Annotated in this window: 14 protein-coding genes; 4 read left to right on the top strand and 10 right to left on the bottom strand. The window is 62.1% G+C overall.

Features of this window, described 5'->3' with window-relative positions; all coding sequences use genetic code 11:
* Positions 1–2 precede the first annotated feature (2 nt).
* From QZM35_RS29680 to QZM35_RS29660, 5 genes are read right to left on the bottom strand one after another with little or no spacing between them, the layout of a single operon-like run.
* Complete coding sequence (locus QZM35_RS29680; protein WP_089430657.1) at positions 3–920, bottom strand: UDP-3-O-acyl N-acetylglycosamine deacetylase; 918 nt, start codon at positions 918–920, stop codon at positions 3–5.
* Complete coding sequence (locus tag QZM35_RS29675; RefSeq protein ID WP_301777356.1) at positions 917–8,554, bottom strand: type I polyketide synthase; 7,638 nt, start codon at positions 8,552–8,554, stop codon at positions 917–919. Before QZM35_RS29675 ends, QZM35_RS29680 begins: the two co-directional genes overlap by 4 nt.
* Positions 8,555–8,557: 3 nt before the next feature.
* On the bottom strand, positions 8,558–10,087 hold the full coding sequence (locus QZM35_RS29670) for an LTA synthase family protein (protein ID WP_301777355.1): 1,530 nt from the start codon (positions 10,085–10,087) through the stop codon (positions 8,558–8,560).
* The gene (locus QZM35_RS29665; protein ID WP_301777354.1) at positions 10,084–10,875 is read right to left on the bottom strand and encodes an SDR family oxidoreductase; all 792 of its coding nucleotides are present in this window, start codon (positions 10,873–10,875) and stop codon (positions 10,084–10,086) included. The genes QZM35_RS29670 and QZM35_RS29665 overlap by 4 nt, the downstream gene beginning before the upstream one ends.
* Positions 10,868–12,073 (bottom strand): capsule biosynthesis protein, encoded by a 1,206-nt coding sequence (locus QZM35_RS29660; protein ID WP_174973315.1) that lies wholly within the window; start codon positions 12,071–12,073, stop codon positions 10,868–10,870. The genes QZM35_RS29665 and QZM35_RS29660 overlap by 8 nt, the downstream gene beginning before the upstream one ends.
* 500 nt (positions 12,074–12,573) lie before the next feature.
* Here QZM35_RS29660 and QZM35_RS29655 point away from each other — a divergent pair, with 500 nt between their 5' ends.
* Positions 12,574–14,100: a glycosyltransferase family 1 protein gene (locus QZM35_RS29655; RefSeq protein WP_174973313.1), complete on the top strand. Its 1,527-nt coding sequence runs from the start codon at positions 12,574–12,576 to the stop codon at positions 14,098–14,100.
* Between the two features lie 56 nt (positions 14,101–14,156).
* Here the strand turns inward: QZM35_RS29655 and rfbC are convergent, their stop codons facing one another.
* The 5 genes from rfbC to QZM35_RS29630 all read right to left on the bottom strand — a co-directional run bounded on the left by rfbC (position 14,157) and on the right by QZM35_RS29630 (position 18,939).
* Entirely contained in the window at positions 14,157–14,699 is a 543-nt protein-coding gene (rfbC, locus tag QZM35_RS29650; RefSeq protein ID WP_174973310.1) for a dTDP-4-dehydrorhamnose 3,5-epimerase, read from the bottom strand.
* Complete coding sequence (gene rfbA, locus QZM35_RS29645; protein WP_174973308.1) at positions 14,696–15,577, bottom strand: glucose-1-phosphate thymidylyltransferase RfbA; 882 nt, start codon at positions 15,575–15,577, stop codon at positions 14,696–14,698. Before rfbA ends, rfbC begins: the two co-directional genes overlap by 4 nt.
* Before the next feature lie 18 nt (positions 15,578–15,595).
* Positions 15,596–16,486: a dTDP-4-dehydrorhamnose reductase gene (gene rfbD / locus QZM35_RS29640; protein ID WP_174973306.1), complete on the bottom strand. Its 891-nt coding sequence runs from the start codon at positions 16,484–16,486 to the stop codon at positions 15,596–15,598.
* Positions 16,487–16,488: 2 nt separating this feature from the next.
* Positions 16,489–17,547: a dTDP-glucose 4,6-dehydratase gene (rfbB, locus tag QZM35_RS29635; RefSeq protein WP_174973304.1), complete on the bottom strand. Its 1,059-nt coding sequence runs from the start codon at positions 17,545–17,547 to the stop codon at positions 16,489–16,491.
* Positions 17,548–17,766: 219 nt separating this feature from the next.
* The gene (locus QZM35_RS29630) at positions 17,767–18,939 is read right to left on the bottom strand and encodes a polysaccharide biosynthesis/export family protein (protein ID WP_174973545.1); all 1,173 of its coding nucleotides are present in this window, start codon (positions 18,937–18,939) and stop codon (positions 17,767–17,769) included.
* A 159-nt stretch (positions 18,940–19,098) separates the two neighbouring features.
* Between QZM35_RS29630 and QZM35_RS29625 the strand changes: the two genes are divergently transcribed.
* From QZM35_RS29625 to QZM35_RS29615, 3 genes are all read left to right on the top strand, one after another.
* Positions 19,099–20,250, top strand: a complete 1,152-nt coding sequence (locus QZM35_RS29625) for a glycosyltransferase family 1 protein (RefSeq protein ID WP_174973302.1) — start codon at positions 19,099–19,101, stop codon at positions 20,248–20,250.
* Between the two features lie 212 nt (positions 20,251–20,462).
* Entirely contained in the window at positions 20,463–22,274 is a 1,812-nt protein-coding gene (locus tag QZM35_RS29620; protein ID WP_254600193.1) for a capsular biosynthesis protein, read from the top strand.
* A 148-nt stretch (positions 22,275–22,422) separates the two neighbouring features.
* Positions 22,423–23,235, top strand: coding sequence for a mechanosensitive ion channel family protein (locus QZM35_RS29615; protein ID WP_174973298.1), 813 nt, complete (start codon positions 22,423–22,425; stop codon positions 23,233–23,235).
* Positions 23,236–23,242: the final 7 nt, after the last annotated feature.

Here is a 23,242-nt window from a genome sequence, read left to right as displayed (position 1 = left end):
TGTCACGCGTCGGGAAACTCGGCCCACTGCCACGCATCGGGTTCGGCCAGCAGCGCGTCCACCAGCCGGAAATTCATCTCGTGGCTCGGCCGCAGTGCGCTCACGCGCGCCAGCAGCGGCGCGCCGGCCAGCGCGAGATCGCCGACCAGGTCGAGCACGCGATGCCGGACGAACTCTTCCGGCAGCCGCATCCCGCCCAGCACGCGATTGCCGACGATGGACGCCGTGCACGACGGCCGCGCGCCGCGCAGGATCGGCACGCCGCGCAAATAACCGGCGACGATCGCGGGCACGGCCCACTTCACGCGGCCATACGAGCGCGACGGTGCGATTTCGGTCGCGAATGCGGCCGGCGTCAGCGCCCCATCCCAGTGCATGTCGCCGAAGCCACGCAGGTCGTTGCGCACGCTCAGTTCGTAACGCGGCGCCGGTTCGATCCGCATTTCGCGCCGCTGGTCGCCGTCGCCGTCCGTGACGACGACGGGCCGCAGCACGCGGATGAAGCGCTTCGGCGCATCGAGCGCGACACGGCCGCACGCGCGGATGGCGTCCACCCACGGCGCGGCGCTGCCATCGAGAATCGGCACTTCTTCCGCATCGATCTCGACGATCGCGTGATCGATCTCGCATGCAAGCAGCGACGCGAGCAGGTGCTCGATCGTGCGAACGCCGACGCCGTCGGCATTGCGCAGCATCGTGCACAGCGGCTGCGCGCGGCGCAGCGCGGGATCGACCGGCAGCGTCGCGAGCGTGCGCCCCTGCGCGACGCGACGGAACGCGATGCCCGTCACGCCCTCTTCCGGACGCCCGGGCAGGATCCGCACACCCACCCGGCGCCCCGTGTGCAGCCCGTGACCGTCGATCGCCAGCGGCCGTGCCAGCGTGCCCTGACGCGTCGCCCACCCGGACGGCGCGCTCATCGCGCGACCTCCAGCGTCGGCGACGCCTGGCCCGCCACGGGCGCCTGCCGCGCATCGAGCATCGCGCGCGCTTCGCCGTCGATCGCATGCTTCGCCGCGAGCGCCGCGACGGCCTCCTGCGCGGCATCCGTCGCGGAACCGGCATCCGCATCGGTCGACGCGCCGATCGAATCGACGATACGTCCGGCCAGCGTCGTCACCGACGCGCCTTCGGCAATCGCCATCACCGACAGCTTGACCTCGAACGCTTCCTCGACCGCGAGGCCGAGTTCCATCCCCATCAGCGAATCCATGCCCATGTCGAGCACCGACTTGTCGAGCGCGATGCGATCCGGCGTCATGTGCAAAATCCGCGCGATCTGCGCCTGCAGCGTCCGCGCCACCAGCGCGATCGCTTCGTCGCGCGGCAATGCCAGCACTTCTTCCCGCAACTGCGTGCCGCCGTCGCGCGCATCACCGCTGCTCGCGTGCGATTGCAGCAGCGAATACCGGCGCGCCTTCGCGGCCGGCATCCCGCGCGCTACCGCGTGCCAGTCGAGCCGGACCACGGCCTCGCCGGCCGCGCCCGCGACCAGCGTGCGTTCAAGCGCGACCATCGCTTCGTCGGACGTGATCGACGCACCGCCGATCCGCGACTGCAGCGCCTCGCGCGTATCCGCGTGGCGCGCGAGGAAGCCGACGTCCTCGAGCGGCCCCCAGGCCATGAACGTGCCCGGCAATCCCGCCGCGCGACGATGTTCGACGAGCGCCTCGAGGAAGGTGTTGGCCGCGACGTAGTTCGACTGCCCCGGATTGCCGAGATAGGTCGTCGCCGACGAATAGACCACGAACAGGTCAAGCGACAACGCGCGCGTCGCGCGATGCAGGTTCCACGCGCCGGCCACCTTCGGTGCGAGCACCGCGGCCATGCGCGCATCGTCGAGATTGCGCACGAGGCCGTCATCGATCGACATCGCGGAATGCAGCACGCCCTTGAGCGGACTGCCGCGCCGGACGATCGCATCGATCATCGCGTCGACCGCCGCGGCGTCGGTCACATCGCACGACACGACATCGACCGTGACGCCGAGCGTCGTGCGCCAGCGCTCGACTTCCTCGCGTGCGGCCGCAGCGAGCTCGCCGGAACGGCTCGCCAGCGTCAGCCGGCGCGCGCCGCGCTCGACCATCCAGCGCGCGCTCGCGAAACCTAGCCCGCCCGTGCCGCCGACCACCAGGTACGTGCCAAGCGGATCGAGCGCGAGCGAACCCGCGCGCGTGACGCCGCGCGTCGGGGCCGGCGTGCCGGACGGATAGGTCACGAGTACCTTGCCGATCTGGCGCGCCTGCTGCATGTAGCGGAACGCATCTTCCGCCCGTTCGGCCGGAAACGCGCGATACGGCAGCGGATGCAGCACGCCTGCCTCGAACAGCGCCATCACTTCGCCGAACAGGCGCGCGGTCAGCTCCGGGAGCGCCCCCATCAGCTGGTCGGCGTCGATGCCGAAATAGCTGATGTTGTTGCGGAACGGCCGCAGCCCGATATGGCTGTTTTCATAGAAGTCGCGCTTGCCGAGCTCGAGGAAACGACCGAACGGCCGCAGCGTATCGATGCTGCGCACCATCGCTTCGCCGGCGAGCGAATTCAGCACGATGTCGATGCCCTGGCCGCCCGTCAGCGCGCGAATCTCGTCCGCGAACGCGAGGCTGCGCGAATCGAGCACGTGGTCCGCGCCGAGCAGACGCACGAACTCGCGCTTCTCGTCGCTGCCGGCCGTCGCGAACACTTCCGCGCCGAAGTGGCGCGCGAGCTGGATCGCGGCGATCCCGACTCCACCCGCGCCGCCGTGCACGAGCACACGCTCGCCGCGACGCAGCCGCGCAAGCTCGACGAGTGCGTAGTACGCGGTGAAGAACGTGGTCGGCACGGTCGCCGCTTCCTCGAACGACAGCCGCTCGGGTTTCAGTGCAATTGCTTGCGCGCGCGTCCTGACGCGCGTCGCGAACGAAGCCGGCGCGAAGCCGAGCATCGCATCGCCCGGCGCGAATGCCGTCACCGCGTTGCCCACCCGCACGACGCGGCCGGACAGTTCCATCCCGATCGTCGCGCCCGCGAAGCCGGTCTCGACCGCTTCATCGGACAAGAGCCCCATCGCATACATCACGTCGCGGAAATTGAGGCCGGTGGCAACGGGCTCGATCTCCACCTCATCGTCACCCAGCGGGCTTTCCGGCAACGCGAACCATTCGAGATTGCGCAACGAGCCCGGCGCGTCGAACGCGAGCACGGCCGCACGCGCGATCGCACCATCGTTGCGGGCCGCGGCCTGCGCGGCGGTCAGCATACGCGGCACCTGCCGCCCGTGTGCACCCAGGACGACTTCTTCCTCGACCGCCGCGCCGGTCAGCTCGCGAATCAGCGCGTCAGGGATCCGGTCCGCCGCTCGATCGACGTCGATCAGGCGGCACGCGAGTTCGGGATGCTCGTTCGCCAGCACGCGACCGAGACCCCACAGCGTGGCCTGTTCCGGATGCGCATTCGCGGTCCCGGCGAACGGCGCGCCGCCACGCGTGACGACGGTCAGCCGCGTGGCCGCGTTCGGCTGCACACCGAGCGTGCGAACGAGTTCCGCAAGAGCGATCACGCCGTTACGCTGCGCGGCCATCAGGCCATCCCCCGTCGCCGATTCGGCGAGCGGCGTTTCCGGCGCGCAGAAGACAACATGCGCCGGCCGTCCGGCCGGCAACGACGCAATCGCATCGGCCGCGTGCGTGACGTCGACGATATCGGCCGGATAGCCCGCGCGCGCCAGTGCATCGGCGAGCCGCCCGCCGAAACTACCGGCGGCATCCGGTGCGTGCATCACGAGCCATTGCTCGCTGCGTGCAAGCGTATCGAGATCGCTCGGATCCTCGCCGCGTTGCGCGACCACAGCGCTCGCGGGGTTGCGCGCGATGACGAACGTCGGCGTGCCGTCCAGATCGAGCGATTGCTCGACGTGCCGCACGACGTCGACGAAGCCCGCGCGTTCGAGTGCCGCATCGAGATCCGCCGGCGCCAGCGGCACGGGCGCATCGGCTTCCGTCGACGAAGCCTGCGCGCCGAATACGATGTCGGAGAAACGGCCGCGACGCGACTCGGCCAGCAGCAGCAATCCGCCCGGCGCCAGCCATGACCGCATTGCATTCAGCGCGTCGGCCACATCGTGCCGGCCGCTCAACGCGCGGTTCGCGACGATCAGGTCGTAGGGGCCGGCTTCGTCGGCCGCCAGCGACAACCGCTCGCCCGACTGCAACGCAACCGTGCGCACCGCCGCTTCCGCATCGGCGTCGAACCCGGCGAGTTGACCGGCAGTCGCCGCAATTGTGTGATCGCAGCGCGCGGCCGCGAGATGCATGCCGAGCGTCTGCAGCACGTCACCGTCCGTCGCGCCCAGCTCGAGCACACGCAACCGGCGTGCCGGTTGCCATGCGCCGACTGCCTGCTCGACGCTTGCGGTCAGCAACGCGTGCACGTGCTGCCACGTCGGCGATGCGGCAAGGAGTTGTTCGACCAGGCTGTGGCCGGTCGGCGACAGCAGGCGGGCGCCGTCCTTCGCGCCATTCAGCACGTCCGGCAACGCCGCGCCGCAATGCGCGAGCAGCGTCAGCTCGGCCACGTGACCCGGCGATTCGGCCAGCAGCCCGCGCCACAGCTCGTCGAGCGGCGGCAACGCCGCGCACGCCGCGTCGTCGCGCACGAGCAGCGCGCCATCGCGATGAGCGAGACCGTCTTCGACCAGCATATCGGCAAGACGTGCGGCCAATGCCTCACGCCCGGCCGCCGGCTGCCATGCCCCGCCGAACGCGCCGAGCGCATCGAACGCGCGGAGCGCGTAGAGGCTCGCCAGCACGTCGAGCAGCGGCAGGATTTCGGTCAGATGCTGCGTCCGGCGGCCGTCGTGCCCGGCTGCATCGAGCCGTGCGGCAGCAAGCGCGAGCAACGCGTCGGGGGCCGGCAAACCGGCTGCATTGACGTCACCCGGCAGCGGCACTTCTTCAAGGCGGTAGACGAAGCGCGCGGGCAGGTTCTGACGGCGGCCGACGAGGTCGACACGCCGGAACCGGCATGCGCCGAGCCGCGCGACGATCGCGCCGCGCGCGTCGAGGAATTCGAAATGCGCGACGATCGAATGCGGGCTGTGGCGGTCGATCCGCACCAGTACCCGCTCGACCGTGTCGCCGCGCAGATAGTCGACCCGGCCGATCTGCACCGGCACGTAAGCCGGATGCTCGCCTTCGCGCGCGTGCGCGGCAAGCAGTGCGAACAGCGGATGAAACCCGCTGTCCATCAGCGCCGGATGCAGCAGATAGGCAGACAATGCCCGCGCGTCGCCGCATGCTGCCGGCGCGGCAACGTCGGCCAGCGCCGCGCCGTCATCCGCGGAGACCCGCACGGTGCGGACCCAGCGGAATGCCGGCCCGTAGCTGAGGCCGATGGCCGCCGTGTTTGCATACAGCGTGTCGCCGTCGGCCGCGGGCAACGCGAGCAGACGATCGAGCGCGTCGGACGGCACGACGCTCGCATCGCCGAGCGTGTTGCCGCTTTCCAGCATCCGCCCCGTCACGTTCAGCGTCCATGCACCATCGGACATCCGGTCGCGCGTCTCGATCGTGAAGGTCGCGGTACGCGGCTCGATCACGAGCCGGAACAGCTTCGCCTGCTGCGGCTGGAATACCACCGGCGTGCGGATCTCGACGTTTTCGAGCGCCGCATCCGGCGTATCGAAGAAGGTGCGTGCCGCGGCGAGCGCCATCTCCACGTACCCGGCCCCCGGGAACGCCACGCCGCCGTCGACGACGTGATCGGCCAGCATCGGCAGCTTCGCCGGATCGAGCTGGTTTTCCCACGCGAATGCGTGCTCGTGGAGACGATAGCCGAGCAGCGGATGCTCGCGGCGACGATTGACGAGGCCATAGCCTTCGACGGTCGGCGTCAGCCAGAAATGGTCGCGCTGCCATGGATAGGACGGCAATGCAGCACGCGCTTCGCCCGGCGCGAAGCGGTCGGGATCAACGCTCGCACCGTGCGCGATCGCCGCGAGAATCGCTTGCCGCAGCGTCGCCGCGCTGCCGTGATCGCGCTTGAGCGTCGGCAGCGCCACGCCGGTCGCGCCGGCGGCCGCGAATGCCTGCTTCACGTACGTGCGCAGGATCGAATGCGGCGAGACCTCGACGAACAGCCGGACGCCCTGCTCGATCAGATGCGCGATGCCGTCGCCGAAGCGCACCGGCTCGCGAATGTTGCGCCACCAGTAACGAGCATCGAGCTCGGTGCCGGCCAGCGCGCCACCGGTCACGGTCGACACGAACGTGCCGTTGCCCGGCTGCGGCCGCAGGCTCGCCAGCTCGGCCAGCACGACCGGCTCGATGCGGTCCATGTGGCTGCTGTGGAACGCGTAGTCGAGATCCAGCATCTGGAAGAACTTGCCGCTGCCGCGCAACGCGGCCTCCAATGCCTGCAGGCCCTGCAGCTCGCCCGCGAGCGTCACCGCGTCGGGGCTGTTGATGCCCGCGATCTCGACGCGCCGCGCCAGCCCGTGGCGCGCGATCAGTTCGCGCGCCGCCGCGTCGCCGATGCCGACCGCCGCCATCCGGCCGCTGCCGCGCGTCATCGCTTGCGCGCGGCTGCGGATCTTGATCACGCGAACCGCGTCGGCGAGCGACAGCGCGCCCGTCACCCACGCCGCGGCAATCTCGCCGACGCTATGGCCGATCGCCGCGTCGTAACGCATCCCGCGCGCGTCGATCACGCGAATCATGCCGACCTGGATCGCGAACAGCAGCGGCTGCGCGTTCTCCGTCGCGGCGAGCCATTCGGCACCCGCGCCGGCCAACCATTCCGCGCTCGGGCCGCCGCGCATCACGTCGACGAGCGACGGGCTGCCATCGGCGCACCACAGCGCGTCGACTTCGTCGAGCGCCGCGCGGAACACGGCGTTCTCCGCATAGAGTTCGTTGCCCATCCCGACCCACTGGCAGCCGTTGCCAGAGAAGACGAGCGCGGTGCGAACCGCGTCGGCCGGGGCCTGGCCGGTTGCCACGCAGGCCGGCAGGCCTTCCGCTGCCGGCTGGGCCAGTGCCGCGAGTGCCGTGCGCCCTTCGGCCAGGTCGGCCGGCGCGACGATCGCGCGATGCTCGAGCCATTGACGACGACGTGCGGCCGCTGCGGCCAGTGCCTGCCAGTCGCCGCCGTTGTCGAGCGCCACCAGATAGCGGCCCGCGAGCGCGCTGAGCGGGTTCGCGCTGCGCGCGGTCAGCACGAGCGGAGACAGTTGCGCTTGCGTCGGCTCGGGCTCACGCGCGGCCGCCAACGCCGCGTTTGCAACCGGCGCCTCCGTCAGCACGACGTGTGCGTTCGTCCCGCCGAAGCCGAACGAGTTGACGCCGACCGTCAGCGGCGCGTCGCCCGCGTCGAGCGGCATGTAGCGATCGACGACGCGCAAACGCCCGCCGTCGAAATCGATCCCGGGATTGGGCGTGACGAAATGCAGCGAGCGCGGTACCGCGCGATGCTTCAGGCACAGCACGGCCTTCAGCAGCCCGGCCATGCCGGATGCGGTCTCGAGATGGCCGATGTTGGTCTTGACCGAACCGATGAGCAGCGGACGGTCCGCCGGGCGCTCGCCCGACACGACGTCGATCAGCGCACGCGCTTCGATCGGATCGCCGACCGCCGTGCCGGTGCCGTGCGCTTCGAGATACGCCAGCGACTGCGGATCGATGCCCGCGCGCGCGTACACGCTGCGCAGCAGCGACGCCTGCGCGGCCGCGCCCGGCACGCTGATGCCGCCCGGCGAGTGGCCGACCGAGTTCACGCCGGAGCCGGCGATCACCGCGTGGATCGTGTCGCCGTCGGCGAGCGCGCGATCGAGCGGCTTGAGCAGCACGAACGCGCCGCCTTCCGAGCGGACATAGCCGTCGCCGGTTGCATCGAACGTGCGGCAACGGCCGCGCGGCGACAGCATCGACGCCTTGGAGAAGCTGACGAAACCGAACGGGTGCAGCAGCAGGTTGACGCCGCCCGCGAGCGCCACGTCGGCTTCGCCGGACTGCAGCGCCTTGACGGCCTGGTGGAGCGCGACGAGCGACGACGAGCAGGCCGTGTCGACGGACATGCTCGGGCCGCGCAGGTCGAACAGGTAGGACACGCGGTTCGACGCGATGCTCAGGGTGTTGCCGGTCGCCGAATATGGATCGATCACGTTCAGATCGTCCATGTTGCGGTTGCCGTAATCCATGCTGGCGGCGCCGACGAAGACGCCGCAGTTGCTGCCGCGCATGTCGGCGGGGCGCACGCCCGCGTCCTCGAACGCTTCCCATGCGAGTTCGAGCAGCAGGCGCTGCTGGGGGTCCATCTGGGCCGCTTCGCGCGGGGAAATGCCGAAGAACGCGGCATCGAAGCCGGCGACGTTGTCGACGACGCCGGCCGAGAACGTGTAGCTCTTGCCCGGCTCGCGCTTGGACGGGTGCTGGTAGAAATCGGTGCCGAAGCGGTCGGCGGGGATTTCGGTGACTGCGTCGCGTTCGTCGCGCAGCAGTTGCCAGAAGTCGCCAAGATTGTTAGCGCTCCCGGGAAACCGACAAGCCACCCCAATTATTGCAATCTTACTGTTCATCTTTTATGTCGCTTTCTCGGATGCGCACGGCTCTTCCGCACGATTTCCGTCATCTTGTACCACACTCAGCAGTGCCGCCCCAAGCTCTTCGGCTGCCAAATTCCGGCATTCTGGAGCATCTGTGCCGTAATTTCGCCAAATAAAGTAGTCGCTGGTTTGTGGAGAAACGCCCAGCTTTTCGAATACGTGAGGTAACGCGGGAACATGGTCGCCGTAAAAACAAACGACTGTTTCACGATCGCCGGCGCGCAAATGATCGAGCAAGCGGCCGATCATAGCGTCGGCGTTTTCAATATGGCGGAGGTATGCAGTCAGGTCGCGCCAGGAAGCGCCCTCGCCCAGAGTATGCCTTGAAGACGATTCGCCCGGCAAAACCTGCTCGAGATGCAATGGGCCGTGGTTCTCCATCGTCATTGCGAAGATGAACTGTGGGTGGTCGCGCGGCGCATCGAGCGCAGCAACGATCGCATCCGCGACAGCCGAATCCGAAATATACGGCCCGCAACGACGCGCCGCCGCAAAATGTTCGATATCGAGGAATCGCTCGAATCCAAGCATTGGAAATACGCGCTTCCGACCGAAGAAATCGGCGTAATACGGGTGAACGGCCAGGGTTTCGTAATTTCCACGCGAAAACCAGCGTGCAAGGGATGCGCAAGCATTACGCACAAATGCGTAAGGATAGAAGCGCGCATATCCCAGCGATGCCTGCGGCAGCCCTGTCAACACGGCAAACTCCGTGCGCATCGTGTTGGCCCCCCAAGCCGGCACAGACAGCTTTCCGTGATACACCGATTCGCCGCGTGCGCGGTCCAGACAGGCGTATGCCGACGAATCGAGCGCACCGCTGATACGACGCATGTCGAAGTACGATTCGCTCTGGATCAAGATCACGTCCGGGTGCCGGCGGGGTCCCCCGGTCGCATAGGGCCCGGTCACGAGCGAGCGCCTGAAAAGCGCCAGTGTCGATGGACGCAAACCGTTCAGCAGATACGCAACAAAGACGGCAAAAAAACCGTTCCTGGACTGATCGGCAGCCGGCTCAAGTGTCAGCGTCAAGCGCGCAGCAAGCAGCTGTCCGGCGAAAAGCGATGCAACGACCAACCACCACGCTGCGAAACTGGAACCTGATGCAGTCGGCCGCTCGGCGATGAAACCACCAATCACGATCACAATCCCGCCTGCGATGGCGGCGACCTTGCCTAGGCTTAAAAACGGCAGATACAGTCGTGGATGCGAAAACAGCTGGCTGAAAAGGCTGAGATCGGTAAACACGAACGGTTCACGCAACGACTCGTACTTTGCGTTGCTGACCGCAGCGACAAGACCGACGAGCGCAACCGAAGTGCACGCCGAGATGATCGGGCGTGACGTGACGGCCAGTACGATTCCGAAAACGAACGATACCGCAAGAATATGGAGCATCAACGCGGCTACCGGACGACGCCAACCTGCTCGCGGCATCGCGATCCTGTCCGGCACGAACGATAGTCCTGCTGCAACAACAAGCGTCAACGCGATTCCACCGTTCAATTGACACGCTCCTCGCGTGGCAGATAAGACAGGCGATCAAGAATTGCATCGGCCAACTGAACCGGGAGTATCGTCAACAAGCGCATCCCCACCGACAATAGCTTTGGAAAGGCAATTTCAGCGCGCCCGGCGTCGAGCTTGCGACGAATGTGGGCCGCAGCACGGTCTGCGCTCCACATGAATGGCCTGTCGCCAGGAAACACATCGCTCATCGCAGTACTCACGAAACCGGGAAGAATGACGGTCATCCCGACGCCGTCTCGGGCCAGGAGTGGCCGCACCGAATCTCCATATGCCTTGATTGCAGCCTTGCTCGCGCAGTATGCGGGCGAAATCGCCATCCCGCGGAGCGACGCCAAGGAACTGACCATCGCGACGCGTCCCTGCTTGCGCAAACGCATCCGATCAAGTACCGGCAGCACCGTATGCATTGAGCCGTAGAAATTTGTGTCGACAACGGCACACGTACGATCTAGCCCTTCCCAGTCGCCCGCCGACGCGAGCGTGCTCGCGATCCCCGCATTCGCGATCAACAGGTCGATGGGATAGCGATTGTCAAAGTCGACCAGCCAGGCGCCAATTGCGGCGGCATCACGAACGTCAACCACGCCAGTCAACACCTCTGCCCCACGCGCTCGACACGCCTCGGCAGTCACTTCAAGTTCCGCCGCATTGCGGGCGACAAGCCCCAGCACGCAACCCGGCTGCGCATAGGCGTATGCGAGAGCCCGGCCCAAACCTGCGCTTGCACCGGTGATCACGACTCGCTGCGTCATCGCACTAGACACGCGAAGCCTCCAGTCGACGTACCGTTTCAGAAACGGCCATGGCGATACCTCTACGCGTATAGAAATCACCGTTGATCTGTGTATGGTGAATCACGTAGTCAAGAAAGGCTTGATAGAGTGCCATATCCGGCGGTTCAGCCTCGCTCCAGAAGGAGTGCAGCCCTTGCTGCCACGTGAGCCCCGGGATGTCATAAATTGCGTCGCCCAGTGCGATGAGCGGACGCCGGTGATGCAAAGCCGAGAGACCCACCGTACTGTTGACTAGGACGACACCCAGCGCGTGATCGAGCAGCGTCGGCAAATGGCCGGCGTCGATGAAGCGCAGCCGATTTTCGATATCGAGTTCCCGGGCAAGCGATTGCGCATAGCGGCGATAGTCGATCAGCCCCGTGTCAAGCGGATGATTTTTGATCACCAGGCAGTTCCCGATCGGCGCGTGTGAAGCAAATGACCGCATGACCTGCTCGATCGCGTGCCGAACCCCATCGAACTCGGAGTGGACGACGATCTGCGTATCCGAGTTGAGCTGGAGCGGAAACAGATAGTACGGCAGCCTCGACTCCAGCAACTCCCGGGTCACCTCGTCCGCATGTCGGTGTTGCCACCGCGATTTCAACGCACGCGAGGCAAGTCCCGCGTACTCTACGAATCCGTTTTGGGGCCGATGGCTTCGATAGTGCGGAAAGCGGAACGCATACAGCGCATTCGCAAGACGGTAGCGGATATCGTGAAACGCCCGCTCACGCAGGTTATAGCCGGTCTCTCGCCCAGGCGCACTGGCAGGAATGTCGGCCCGATGCTCCAGATACCACGCCGGATCACGCGGTAGCAGCGAACGGCCGTTGACACCATGCTGTTCAAACGTGAGCCAGTTCGGACGAACGTAGCCCTCTTCGAACACACGCACGGCAACGCCGGCCTGCTTTGCGACGGCATGCACCGGGCGGTGGATGGGCCGGCAATCCCCGAACATCAACACATCGGTAAATTTTCCACCAGCTAGGACTTCCGAGTACCAGTCCGGTAACAACTCCGACGACGACGTAAAATTCCAAGCATCGCAAACACCCCCATACAAGGCATCTCCGCCGCAAAAATTCACTCGACGGACAGCATGCCCGCGCTCGGTCAAGGCAACCGCAAGGCGCCCGAAAAACGGCGAAGCCGTACCTTGCAAAAGCAAAAAGGAACGTCGCATGCGGTAAAGCAACGGGAAGTAATGTGAGTTGTAAGCAGAACAGGCAGCAGCCTACCGAGGCAGATCCGTAGAATCATGCGGCGGCCGGCAGAAATTTTATGTTCCGTAGGCAAAATAGACCGCGCAGGGCGGTTGCAATATACAACATTGCAGCCCAAACGAATACCACCCGGCCCAAAATAACAACACGCAAACCGCCATCAATTAAGGTAGCGAAGTCACAACAAAATCTCTACAATGCCGCCCCTTCCGCGGAAGCCCCGAGCTGCCGGAACGTCGCAAGCCCCTTCAAACCTACACTTTACGAGTCGGAGCGACCAAGAGGAGCGAGTTCAGCGCGCGTACGAGCCGGGCACATGAAACACAATTTCGCACCGCCCAGCGATCACGCCTACAATCTCCTCACCTCCGTTTCGAGGGGGAACCGTTGTCCTGCCCCCCTCGCACTCCTTAGTACGTACGCGCCTGCTCGAATTGCGCAAACGCATCGGCATTTAGAAATGAGTCAACCGAACCCACCCGACACCCCGCGACGGCGCATTCTACTGGAAATGCGCCCTGCTCTCGACGGCTTCGCCGGCATCCCGCAGGAGACCCGACTCCTGTTCCGCAATCTAGCGACCAGCCCCTTGATCGAAATTGCCGGCTTGCTTCAAACATCGCTGCGATTTCTCAGCCCCGGAACCTTGCTACCCAATGACGGCAAGGACGACGACACGCACCCCATAAGCGAGCGATTTAATCAATATTCCAGAACGATCGTTAGCCTGGATACGAAACCGAACAACAAGTTGCTGAGTGAAATCGAGCTGTATTTGAAGCGCAGGCGAGTCGCGTATGGATTGATGCTAAAGACCGCTCTACTCGGCGGACGCAACACGATCCCGCTTACACATTTCGACTCGCGTCATTTTGAGGAATACGTGTGGCAAGCCCTGTTCAGTAAAACCTTGCCAGCCGAGGATTTTTCACACGTCACATTACGCCCGTTCCGCGTATGCACGGTCCCGTGGAACATAATGCAGTCAGCCGGATTGCTGTCTCTCAAATGGCGAAAACGCGCCGTTTATCCGACAATTGATACCACTGGGCACGACGTCTTTATCGCACAGACGCCTTATCCTGGCCGGGTTGCGCCAGGCACGAAGTTAGTGGTCCGGTATCATGACGCTCTACCGATTTTCATGCCGCATGCTTTCGCAAACAAATCAAGACACCAGGCAACACACTTTCGCGCCTTGGCAGACAACGTCGCGCAAGGAGCTTATTTCGCGTGCGTATCGGAGTCTACCCGCCAAGATTTGCTGAGTGTATTTCCGGAGCTTGAAACACGCAGCGTCACGATCCCCAATATGGTGTCACACCATTTCTTTTCGGAAGATTCGCCAACTAGTCACGTCGAATCTATAGTCCGAACTAGACGAAACACCAGCATTAGCGACACTCCATTTCAGCACCCGCCAGGCGTAACGTTCCGCTATCTACTGATGGTGTCGACGCTTGAGCCGCGAAAGAATCATGCATTGCTGATATCTGCGTTTGCGGCACTTCGAGCCTCTACCGATCCGGAACTGAAGCTCATAATTGTAGGCAGCATTGGATGGGACGCTGACTCAATCATCCGGGATATGCAACCCTGGCTTGAACAGGATGCAATCTACCCACTGGAAAGGGTTCCAGCCGATGAGTTGAGGGTACTTTACCGCCACGCGACTGCAACCGTCTGCCCGAGTGTGGCGGAGGGTTTCGATTTTTCGGGCGTCGAAGCGATGCGCAGCGGCAGTGTGGTTGCAGCATCGGATATACCGGTGCACCGGGAAATTTACGCTGATGCTGCTGAGTACTTCGATGCGCATAGTGCGGCGAGTTTGACCGACAGTTTGAGACGGATGCTGACCTCACCTGAAGCTAGCGCGAAGCGTCAGCACGCGATCGAACGCGGCGCAGCAATTTCGGAGCAATACCTCCCCGACAACATCCTCCCTCAGTGGGAGGCATTTCTTTCACGGGTAGGCCCAACGGCATAAGTACAGCGCGAGGAGCAAATTTACCGCTCCTCGCCGAACATACCAGCAAATTCTAGTTAGAAATACTCAGCGTCAGCAAATGCAGATGCTGCCGCATCCTTCGCAGACACGATCGCCTCACCTTCAACCGGCCACTCGATCGCAATCGCAGGATCATCCCAACGGATCGCACGTTCTGCGTCCGGGTACCAATAGTCGGTTGTCTTATACAAAAACTCAGCCGACTCGGACGTTACAACGAAACCGTGCGCAAAGCCTTCAGGCACCCAGAGCTGCCGCTTGTTTTCCGCCGACAGGGTAACGCCGACCCACTGACCGAACGTTGGCGACGCGCGGCGAATATCCACTGCAACATCAAACACCTCACCCGCCACTACGCGCACCAATTTGCCTTGCGCATGATGAATCTGATAGTGCAACCCGCGCACAACGTGTTTTGCTGACTTCGAATGATTGTCCTGAACGAAGACAACAGGTCGACCGACGGCCGCCTCGAAAACCTGTTGGTTGAAACTCTCGAAGAAAAATCCACGCGAATCACCAAATACCCTCGGCTCGAAAATCTTGACGTCGGGAATAGCAGTCTCAATCACGTTCATCGTGCAGTTTCCCTCAGAATGTCCTTCAAATACCGACCATAGCCATTCTTGCTCAGCGGCTGCGCAAGACGAAGCAATTGCTCATCATCGATGTAACCAAGTCGGTATGCCACCTCCTCGATACACGCCACCTTCAAGCCTTGGCGATGCTCCACCGTAGCGATGAATTGTGACGCACTGAGCATCGAATCGTGCGTACCGGTGTCCAGCCACGCATAACCACGCCCCATTGTCTGCACATCGAGCGTACCCTCCTTAAGATAGAGCGCGTTGAGGTCGGTAATCTCGAGCTCTCCACGCGGCGACGGCTTGATCGACTTCGCGAAGTCTACGACGTGCTCGTCGTAGAAATAGAGGCCTGTCACTGCAAAGTGCGATTTCGGCTGCTCTGGCTTTTCCTCGATACTGATGGCCTTACCCGCGTCATTGAACTCAACGACCCCGTAACGCTCCGGATCCTGTACGTGATAAGCGAACACGCTAGCCCCGGACGTCTTGGCAGCGGCCTTTTGCAGCAACAACGCAAAATCGTGGCCGTAGAAAATGTTGTCACCGAGGATCAACGCTGACGGATCGCGACCGATAAACGACTCGCCAAGCAAGAACGCCTGCGCGAGCCCGTCGGGACTCGGCTGCACCTTGTATTCCAGGTTGATACCCCATTGCGATCCGTCGCCGAGCAACTGCTCGAAGCGAGGCGTGTCCTGAGGCGTCGAAATGATCAGGATGTCCCGGATTCCCGCGAGCAGTAAGGTGCTCAGCGGGTAATAGATCATCGGCTTGTCGTAAATAGGCAGGAGTTGCTTACTAACGACCTGCGTCGCGGGATAAAGCCTGGTGCCGGACCCACCGGCGAGAATAATGCCCTTTCGTTTCATATTGTCGCTACTCCTGCCTCAGTCGTGTATTTCAGAAAAGACGTGATCGACGCCATGGCGCCAATCAGGCAGATGTAGCCCGAACGCACCGGTCAACTTGCTGCAATCCAGCCGCGAATTGGCGGGACGCCTTGCTGGCAAAGGATATTCGTACGTCGCAATCGGCAGAATTTCTTCCGCCTTCAGTTTTAACGCAAGACCGCTTCGCTCCGCTGCGGCCACCACATGGCGCGCGTACTCATACCATGTCGTCTCGCCTCCGGCAGCCAAATGGTAGGTGCCATAGTCAAAAGCATCAGGCTGCTGACCATGTCGCGCAAGAAGAAGTGCCGTAACGTCGGCGATGAGAGCCGCGGAAGTCGGCGCGCCCACCTGATCCGCAACAATTTTAAGCTGCTCACGTTCACGAGCAAGACGCAAGATGGTCTTCAGAAAGTTGGCACCATGCGCTCCGACGACCCAACTGGTCCGCAAAATCAGATGCCGGCCTCCGGAGCGGCGCACCGCCTGCTCCCCCTCCCACTTTGTCAAACCATAGACGGACTGCGGGTCTGCCTGGTCCGACTCTCGGTAGGGCGTGGTTCCCGAACCCGAAAATACGTAGTCAGTCGAGTAGTGAACGATCGTTGCTCCGTGCGCGGCGGCCCACTCTGCCATGACACCCGGCGCCGCGCTGTTGATTGCACGCGCGACATCGGGCTCGCTCTCAGCCTTGTCGACAGCCGTATAAGCGGCCGGATTGACGATCACATCGGGCCGCTCTCGCTCAAGCACAGCGAGAATGCTGTCGGTCTTGCAGAGATCCATGTCCTGCCGGGTCAGCGCCGTAACCATACCCAACGGAGCAAGCGAGCGGCGCAACTCAAATCCGACCTGACCGTTAGCTCCACTAATCAGAATTCGCCGCATCGTCATGCTCCGTATTGCGACTCGATCCACGAGCGATACTGCCCACTTGTCACGTTCGCCACCCATGCTTGATTTTCAAGATACCACGCGACAGTTTTGCGTATCCCCGTCTCAAATGTTTCGACCGGCTTCCACCCCAGATCGCGCTCGAGCTTGCGCGCATCGATCGCGTACCGACGATCGTGGCCAGGACGATCCTGAACGAAACTGATTTGCGTCGCATACGACTCTCCGTCCACACGCGGCTTCAATTCGTCAAGAATCGAGCAAATCGTACGCACGACATCGAGATTGGCTTTTTCGTTCCATCCACCGACATTGTAGGTCTCGCCCAAGACACCCGACTTCAAAACCGCTCGAATCGCAGAGCAATGATCTTTCACATAGAGCCAGTCGCGAATCTGCTGACCATCACCATAAATAGGCAAAATCTTTCCAGCCAGCGCATTGAGAATGACAAGCGGAATAAGTTTCTCAGGAAAATGATACGGACCGTAGTTATTCGAACAGTTTGTCGTCACCGCAGGCAGGCCGTACGTGTGATGCCACGCCCGAACCAAATGGTCAGAAGCAGCCTTGCTGGCAGAATACGGGCTGTTCGGTTCGTACGGATTCGTTTCTGCAAATGGCGGATCGCTCTCGTCAAGCGTGCCGAATACCTCATCGGTCGACACATGAAGAAACCGGAACGCCTGACGTTCGTCGCTGGGGAGTTCGCTCCAGAAACCGCGCACGGCTTCAAGCAGATTGAACGTGCCCACCACATTCGTCTGAATGAACTCCCCTGGCCCCGTAATCGAACGATCTACATGGGATTCAGCTGCGAAATTCACAACGGCGCGAGGCCGGTACTGCTCAAGCAGCGAGCTGATAAGCTCACGATCGCCAATATCGCCGCGTACAAATGTGTGACGATTATCGCCATCCAGCGATTTCAGCGTATCAAGATTTCCAGCATAGGTCAGCTTATCGAGGTTGAGGATGTGCTCGTCGCTATTTGCAAGCCAATCCAGTACAAAATTGGCGCCGATAAAGCCAGCCCCGCCAGTAACGAGCAACATAAGTTCTCCCAGTCATGTAATCAAACAGAAAATCGAAAACAATTAACCCGAAGATCGGATTCGCGTTTGATTTTCTCAAATTATTATATTGACACATCCACGACCTTTAGAGTCAGGCCAGGAAATTCAAAAAATCGCACTCCAACGGAGATCAACCTCGTGCGCACCACCGATTTTCTCAGCATTCAGGAGCGCACGATCCTCTCCACATTTTTCGAGTTATCGCGTAACTTGGACACCCGTCAGGACAGGATATGCAGCCGAGAATACGAGATTCAAAACCTTCTGAAGCTCAGTGACAGGTGCATTAGACACATACAACAAGTCCTTGTTGTCCATCATGAAATTTCGCGCAATAAAAAACGAATTGGGATCATGGAGATCTAGTCGATAGACAACTGGCACTTTCCCGTCAGCAGTCGTACGCGCAGGCTGATCCGGCCAATTGAGAGCGTTTGCGTCCTCCATACGGAAGACGAACACCCCTTGTGCGTCGGCGCGCGAGTCTTCAAGCCCGCCGGCACGCGCAAGCGCCTGCGCGAGCGAGATACCCTGAGCTTCGAAATTGATTTCCTGATTCTTGCCGGTCGCCCCTAACGCCAGGAAGCTATATGGCTGGAAAAGCGCGGTGACGACATCGCCAGCACGCAGCGGAACATTTTGCCTCGGATCGCGAATCACGGTTTCAAGCGGCAGTGCAACCACCTTGTCACCACGGGTCACCTGCAGCGTGATCTTGTCGATTGGCTGGCGTACGCCGCCAGCGCTCGCCAGCGCATCTAGCAGCCGCTCGCCACGAGCAGACAACTGCATGCGGTTGCTGTTCACCACGTCCCCAACCACAGTCACGTATGAGGTCGCATTGCGAGAAAGCTTGACTAGGACCTGCGGATCGTGTGCGATATTCTTCAATCGATTTGTGATATCGCCAGCCAATTGTGTCGGTGTGCGGTTGGTCGCCTTGACATTGGCGATGAACGGTACGCTGATATAGCCGCTACCATCGATTGTCTGGTCCGGCAGCACCGTCACGCGAGCATTGCTGGGCCCGCTACGGTTGTCGCCCTGCGACGCCCCGAACAGCATTGCAGGAGGCGCCTCCCAGATCGACACTTCGATCGTATCGCCAACACCCAGTTGCTGCTGGAAGTTCGCTGAACCGCCAAGTGCCGTCGCAAAATCAGCACGGCCTCTCTCCGCAAAGAGCTTCCGAGCAATGTCGTCGGTTATGTCGACAACCTGGATTCCGGTCGCACCCTGGGTGGCAGATGAGGAATTCGCTGCTCGGTTGACCCGCGAGGCACTTGGCCCCGATGTCGGGATGGCGGAGCAACCAGCGAGTACGCCGATCAGCAGCAAGGGCGTTACGGCACGGCTTAGCAAATACGACATGTAGCGCGGATTTAAAAATAGACTGGCGCGAATTGTCGCACAGTGCGAGATATCATAGAATGATTTGGTCATTTCTGTTGCTTGAGTCTTCGAAGTTCAGCAAACGAACGCCATCCCACGACGATCGCCGCCTGCGCAGCGCAATACTATTACATCCCTGTGACACAATTTCTTCTGGACGTCACCCGACTTGTCAAACGTTTTCATAAAGGCCTGATTCCCACCGGCGTCGATCGAGTCGGGCTAGCTTACATTGAAAGATATGGCGAGCGAGCCCGTGGGATTCTGAGTGAACAGGGCTTCTCTGCGATAATGTCGGATCGGGACTCCCAGCGCATCTTCTCGCTGCTCCTGTCGGCAAAACAAGACACCGGATTGCTGCGCAGGCTTGTCGCTCGAACCTTGCTCCGGTCACTTGCCTCGCCCGAATCAGAACGCGCCACACTCCTCCATACCAGTCACAATGGCATGGAGTTTCCGCGCTACTATCGGGCCATGAAGAAGCGCAATGTCCGCACGGTCTTCATGGTGCACGACCTCATCCCGCTAACTCACGCTGAATACTGCCGCCCAGGCGTCGACGAGGCGCATCGCAAACGTATCCGGACTGCATTACGACATGCGAGCGGCCTAATTGCCAATTCTCGGGGCACGCTCGATGCGCTCGTCGACGAGGCACAACTGGCGGGTTTGCCGTTGCCCCCTAGCGTCGTTGCACATCTCGCGCCAGCGCCGGCGCACCGGATCACAAGCGCCCCGCCGCCGAGCGAACCATACTTTGTCATGCTTGGCACCATCGAACCCCGGAAGAATCACTGGTTCATGCTGCATGTATGGCGCAGACTTGTCGAACTGCATGGTGACACCGCACCGAAGCTCGTGATTGTCGGCCGTCGTGGCTGGGAATGCGAAAACGTCGTCGACATGCTCGAACGCTGCGCCGAACTGCGAGGCTTTGTCGTTGAGGAGCCGGACTGTTCGGACGAGCGCCTGAGCGCGCTGTTGCAACGTGCTCGTGCGCTGCTTTTCCCGTCTTTTGCGGAAGGTTACGGCCTGCCCCTCGTCGAAGCGCTCGGGCTGAACGTACCCGTGCTGGCAAGTGACATCGCGATATTTCATGAGATCGCTGATGACATCCCCGATTATCTCGATCCGCTGGACGGACCGGGATGGCAGGCGCGGATAATGTCGTACGCAACAAGGGACAGCCCGGAGCGCTCGGCTCAACTCTTGCGTATTCCCCGCTTTCGCGTGCCAACGTGGTGCGATCATTTTGACCGCGTCGATGCATTTCTCGCCACACTGAACTGAACGATGACTCGCCTGATTTTCGCCCGGATGGAAGCGGTGCGCGTACAACCAATCAATCGCTATCGGGCAATCCGAGCCACATGCGGCGCATAGTCAACGGCATCGCGGCGATCTGGCACCGCCACATGATACGCGCAAGGCTACGCCCTCTCGCCGGTTGGTCACGCGGAGGAATCGTTGCGGGCCCAATCGCTGGACGACCATCTACCGGATTGCCGCCCCTGTCGTGGCTGCCATCGATTGGCGGCGAAAACGCCGATCAGTTCGTCGCCGCACTGAACACGAAATTGCAGCTTGCACCACGGACAAAAACGTCACCGGTAATAGAAACGCTGATGTCCCGTGTTTTAGCATCGGATGCGCTGCACATGCGCACCAGGAATATCGCCTTGCCGAGCGATCTGGAACACGATGCAATGCGCCCGGCTGTCCTCCTGATCGACGAGCGAACGCATTCGGCAGTCGATCGTGACTCACGACCGACTCAGCGCGTGAAACAATTTCGAGAAATGGTTGCCCAAGTCTGCAATCTTGATCACGGCGCGTCAATCTGGATATTGCGCAGCAACGATCCAGGAAGCGGCCCCTGGCTGTCGTCGCACGTCTCAATGCCGGACAGCGCGCGCTTCCTCCACGCAAACACGTCACTGTGCGATCTCCTTCGTCACGTCAACCGCGTGTACGTCGTCACGGCGTCGGAAGGCATGGGCGCACTGCTCGCGAGCGTGCCGCTGCATGTGTTCGGTCACCCGCTCTATGCCGGATGGGGATTGACTAGTGACGCCCGGTCACTGCCCGGTCGCGTTGCACGCCCGACGATCGCAGCACTGTTCGAATGTATATTTCTGGAGCACGTGCATTATCTTGACCCGATAACGTACGGTCCCGGAACGCTCGGCTCGTTGCTCGATTTCATCGAAGTGCAACACTCAATCGCACGGAGATTCACAGGCATCGATCAGCTCGTGGGCATCCGCTTTCAATGGTGGAAACGGCCGTTTGCTACACCCTTTCTGACCGCGGGCGGCGGGCGGCTTCGCTGGGCGGACGGATCGCATCCAACGAAACAGGGCGAATTCGCCGCCTTCTGGGGGGCACGCACGGCGGACAAACTGTCCAGCGCGCCACATCTCCGAATCGAAGATGGTTTTATCCATTCCGCAGGCTTGGGATCGGATATGTCACCGCCGCGCAGCCAGGTCGTTGATCTCCGAGGCATCTATTTCGACGCCAGCACACCCAGCGACCTGACTGATCTGCTGAATCACGAGACTTTTAACGACGCTGAACTGGCGCGAGCAGCAGCATTGCGGCACAAGATCGTCAGCGCGGGCTTGACCAAATACAACCTGGGTCGCCGAGCACCAAAATGGCGTGCCCCGGACGGCAAAACCATCATTCTTGTGCCGGGCCAAGTCGCTGACGACGCGTCAATCCGGCTCGGCACGCGTGGCATTAACAGCCTGGATATGTTGCTGCGCCGCGTGCGCGAGCGTCAACCCAGCGCGTTTATCGTGTACAAGCCTCATCCGGATGTTTTGTCCGGAAACCGGAACGGCCTCATCAACGCCGCCCAGCTTGCGAACATCGTCGACTCCGAGTCGGACATGATTTCGCTGATCGAGGCTGCCGACGAAGTGCACACACTGTCGTCCCTCGCCGGATTCGACGCGTTGCTGCGAGGCAAAACAGTGTGCACGTACGGGTTACCGTTCTATGCCGGCTGGGGTCTGACCGAGGATAACCTCGCACCGCTGCCTTGGCGCGAACGGACACTGTCGCTCGATATGTTGGTGGCTGGTACCCTCCTGCGCTATCCGCTTTACTGGGACTGGCAGCTCCAGCTCTTTACCACTCCCGAAGCCGTCGTCAGCCAACTATCGGAAGCTGCTGCGCGCCCGCTCAGAACCGTCGCTCGGGATCGCTGGCGCCCATATCTGAAGGCATTTCGCTGGACTCGCAACGCCTTGCGCCACCTTTCCTGGCGCTATCGACAGTACTCAACTCATCGAGACCCAGCATAATCGAGCATGCAAATCAAAGCGCCAACCTTTTGCACGGCGCCGAGCTGCATAACTATCATCGGGTTGCCCACGGACCTATGTCACAGTATAAAAATCGCGGCGACACCTCTCCTCGCGCCCGCCTTTTCCCAGTTCCCCCGGAGAACGCATGATAGAGCTCGCCACCGCCCAGCAATTCCTGATGACCCGCGGTCTCGACTTCGGCCTCAACCTCCTCGCCGCGATCGTGTTGTGGTTCGTCGGCCGCGTGGCGATCCGCATCGCCACGCGCCTGCTCGGCAAGGTCGTCCGCCGCAGCGGCAAGGTCGACCCGACACTGACCGACTACCTGACGTCCGTCGTCGGCGTGCTGCTGACGATTCTGCTAATCCTCGCGATCCTGCAAATCTTCGGTGTGCAGACGACCTCGTTCGCCGCCCTGCTCGCCGGCCTCGGCCTCGCGATCGGCACCGCCTGGGGCGGCTTGCTCGCGCATTTCGCCGCAGGAGTGTTCATGCAGGTGCTGCGTCCGTTCAAGATCGGCGACGTGATCAACGCAGGCGGCGTCACCGGCACGGTCAAGGAGCTCGGCCTGTTCGGCACGACGATCGTCACCGCCGACAACATCGTGACGATCGTCGGCAACAACAAGATCTTCTCGGACAACATCGCGAACTACAGCGCAACGTCGTATCGTCGCGTCGACCTGACCGCGAAGATCGCGAACGGCGTCGATGCGGTCGACGCGATCAATCGCCTGAAGACGTCGATCCAGCAGATCCCGAACGTGCTGACGACCCCGGCGCCGGACGTCGGCGTGCTGCAGTTCACACCGGAAGGCCCGTTGCTGTTCGTGCGCCCGTCCACGGCCCCCGAGAACTACTGGCAGGTGTACTGCGATACCAACCGCGTGATCCTCGATACGTTCCGCGACGCGCAATACCCGACGCCCGAAACCCCGGTCTCGCACCGCACTGCTTGACGGCGCA

It is taken from the genome of Burkholderia sp. AU45274, from assembly GCF_030482505.1.
Taxonomy (GTDB): Bacteria; Pseudomonadota; Gammaproteobacteria; order Burkholderiales; family Burkholderiaceae; genus Burkholderia.
This window is presented reverse-complemented; position numbering and strand designations above follow the sequence as displayed.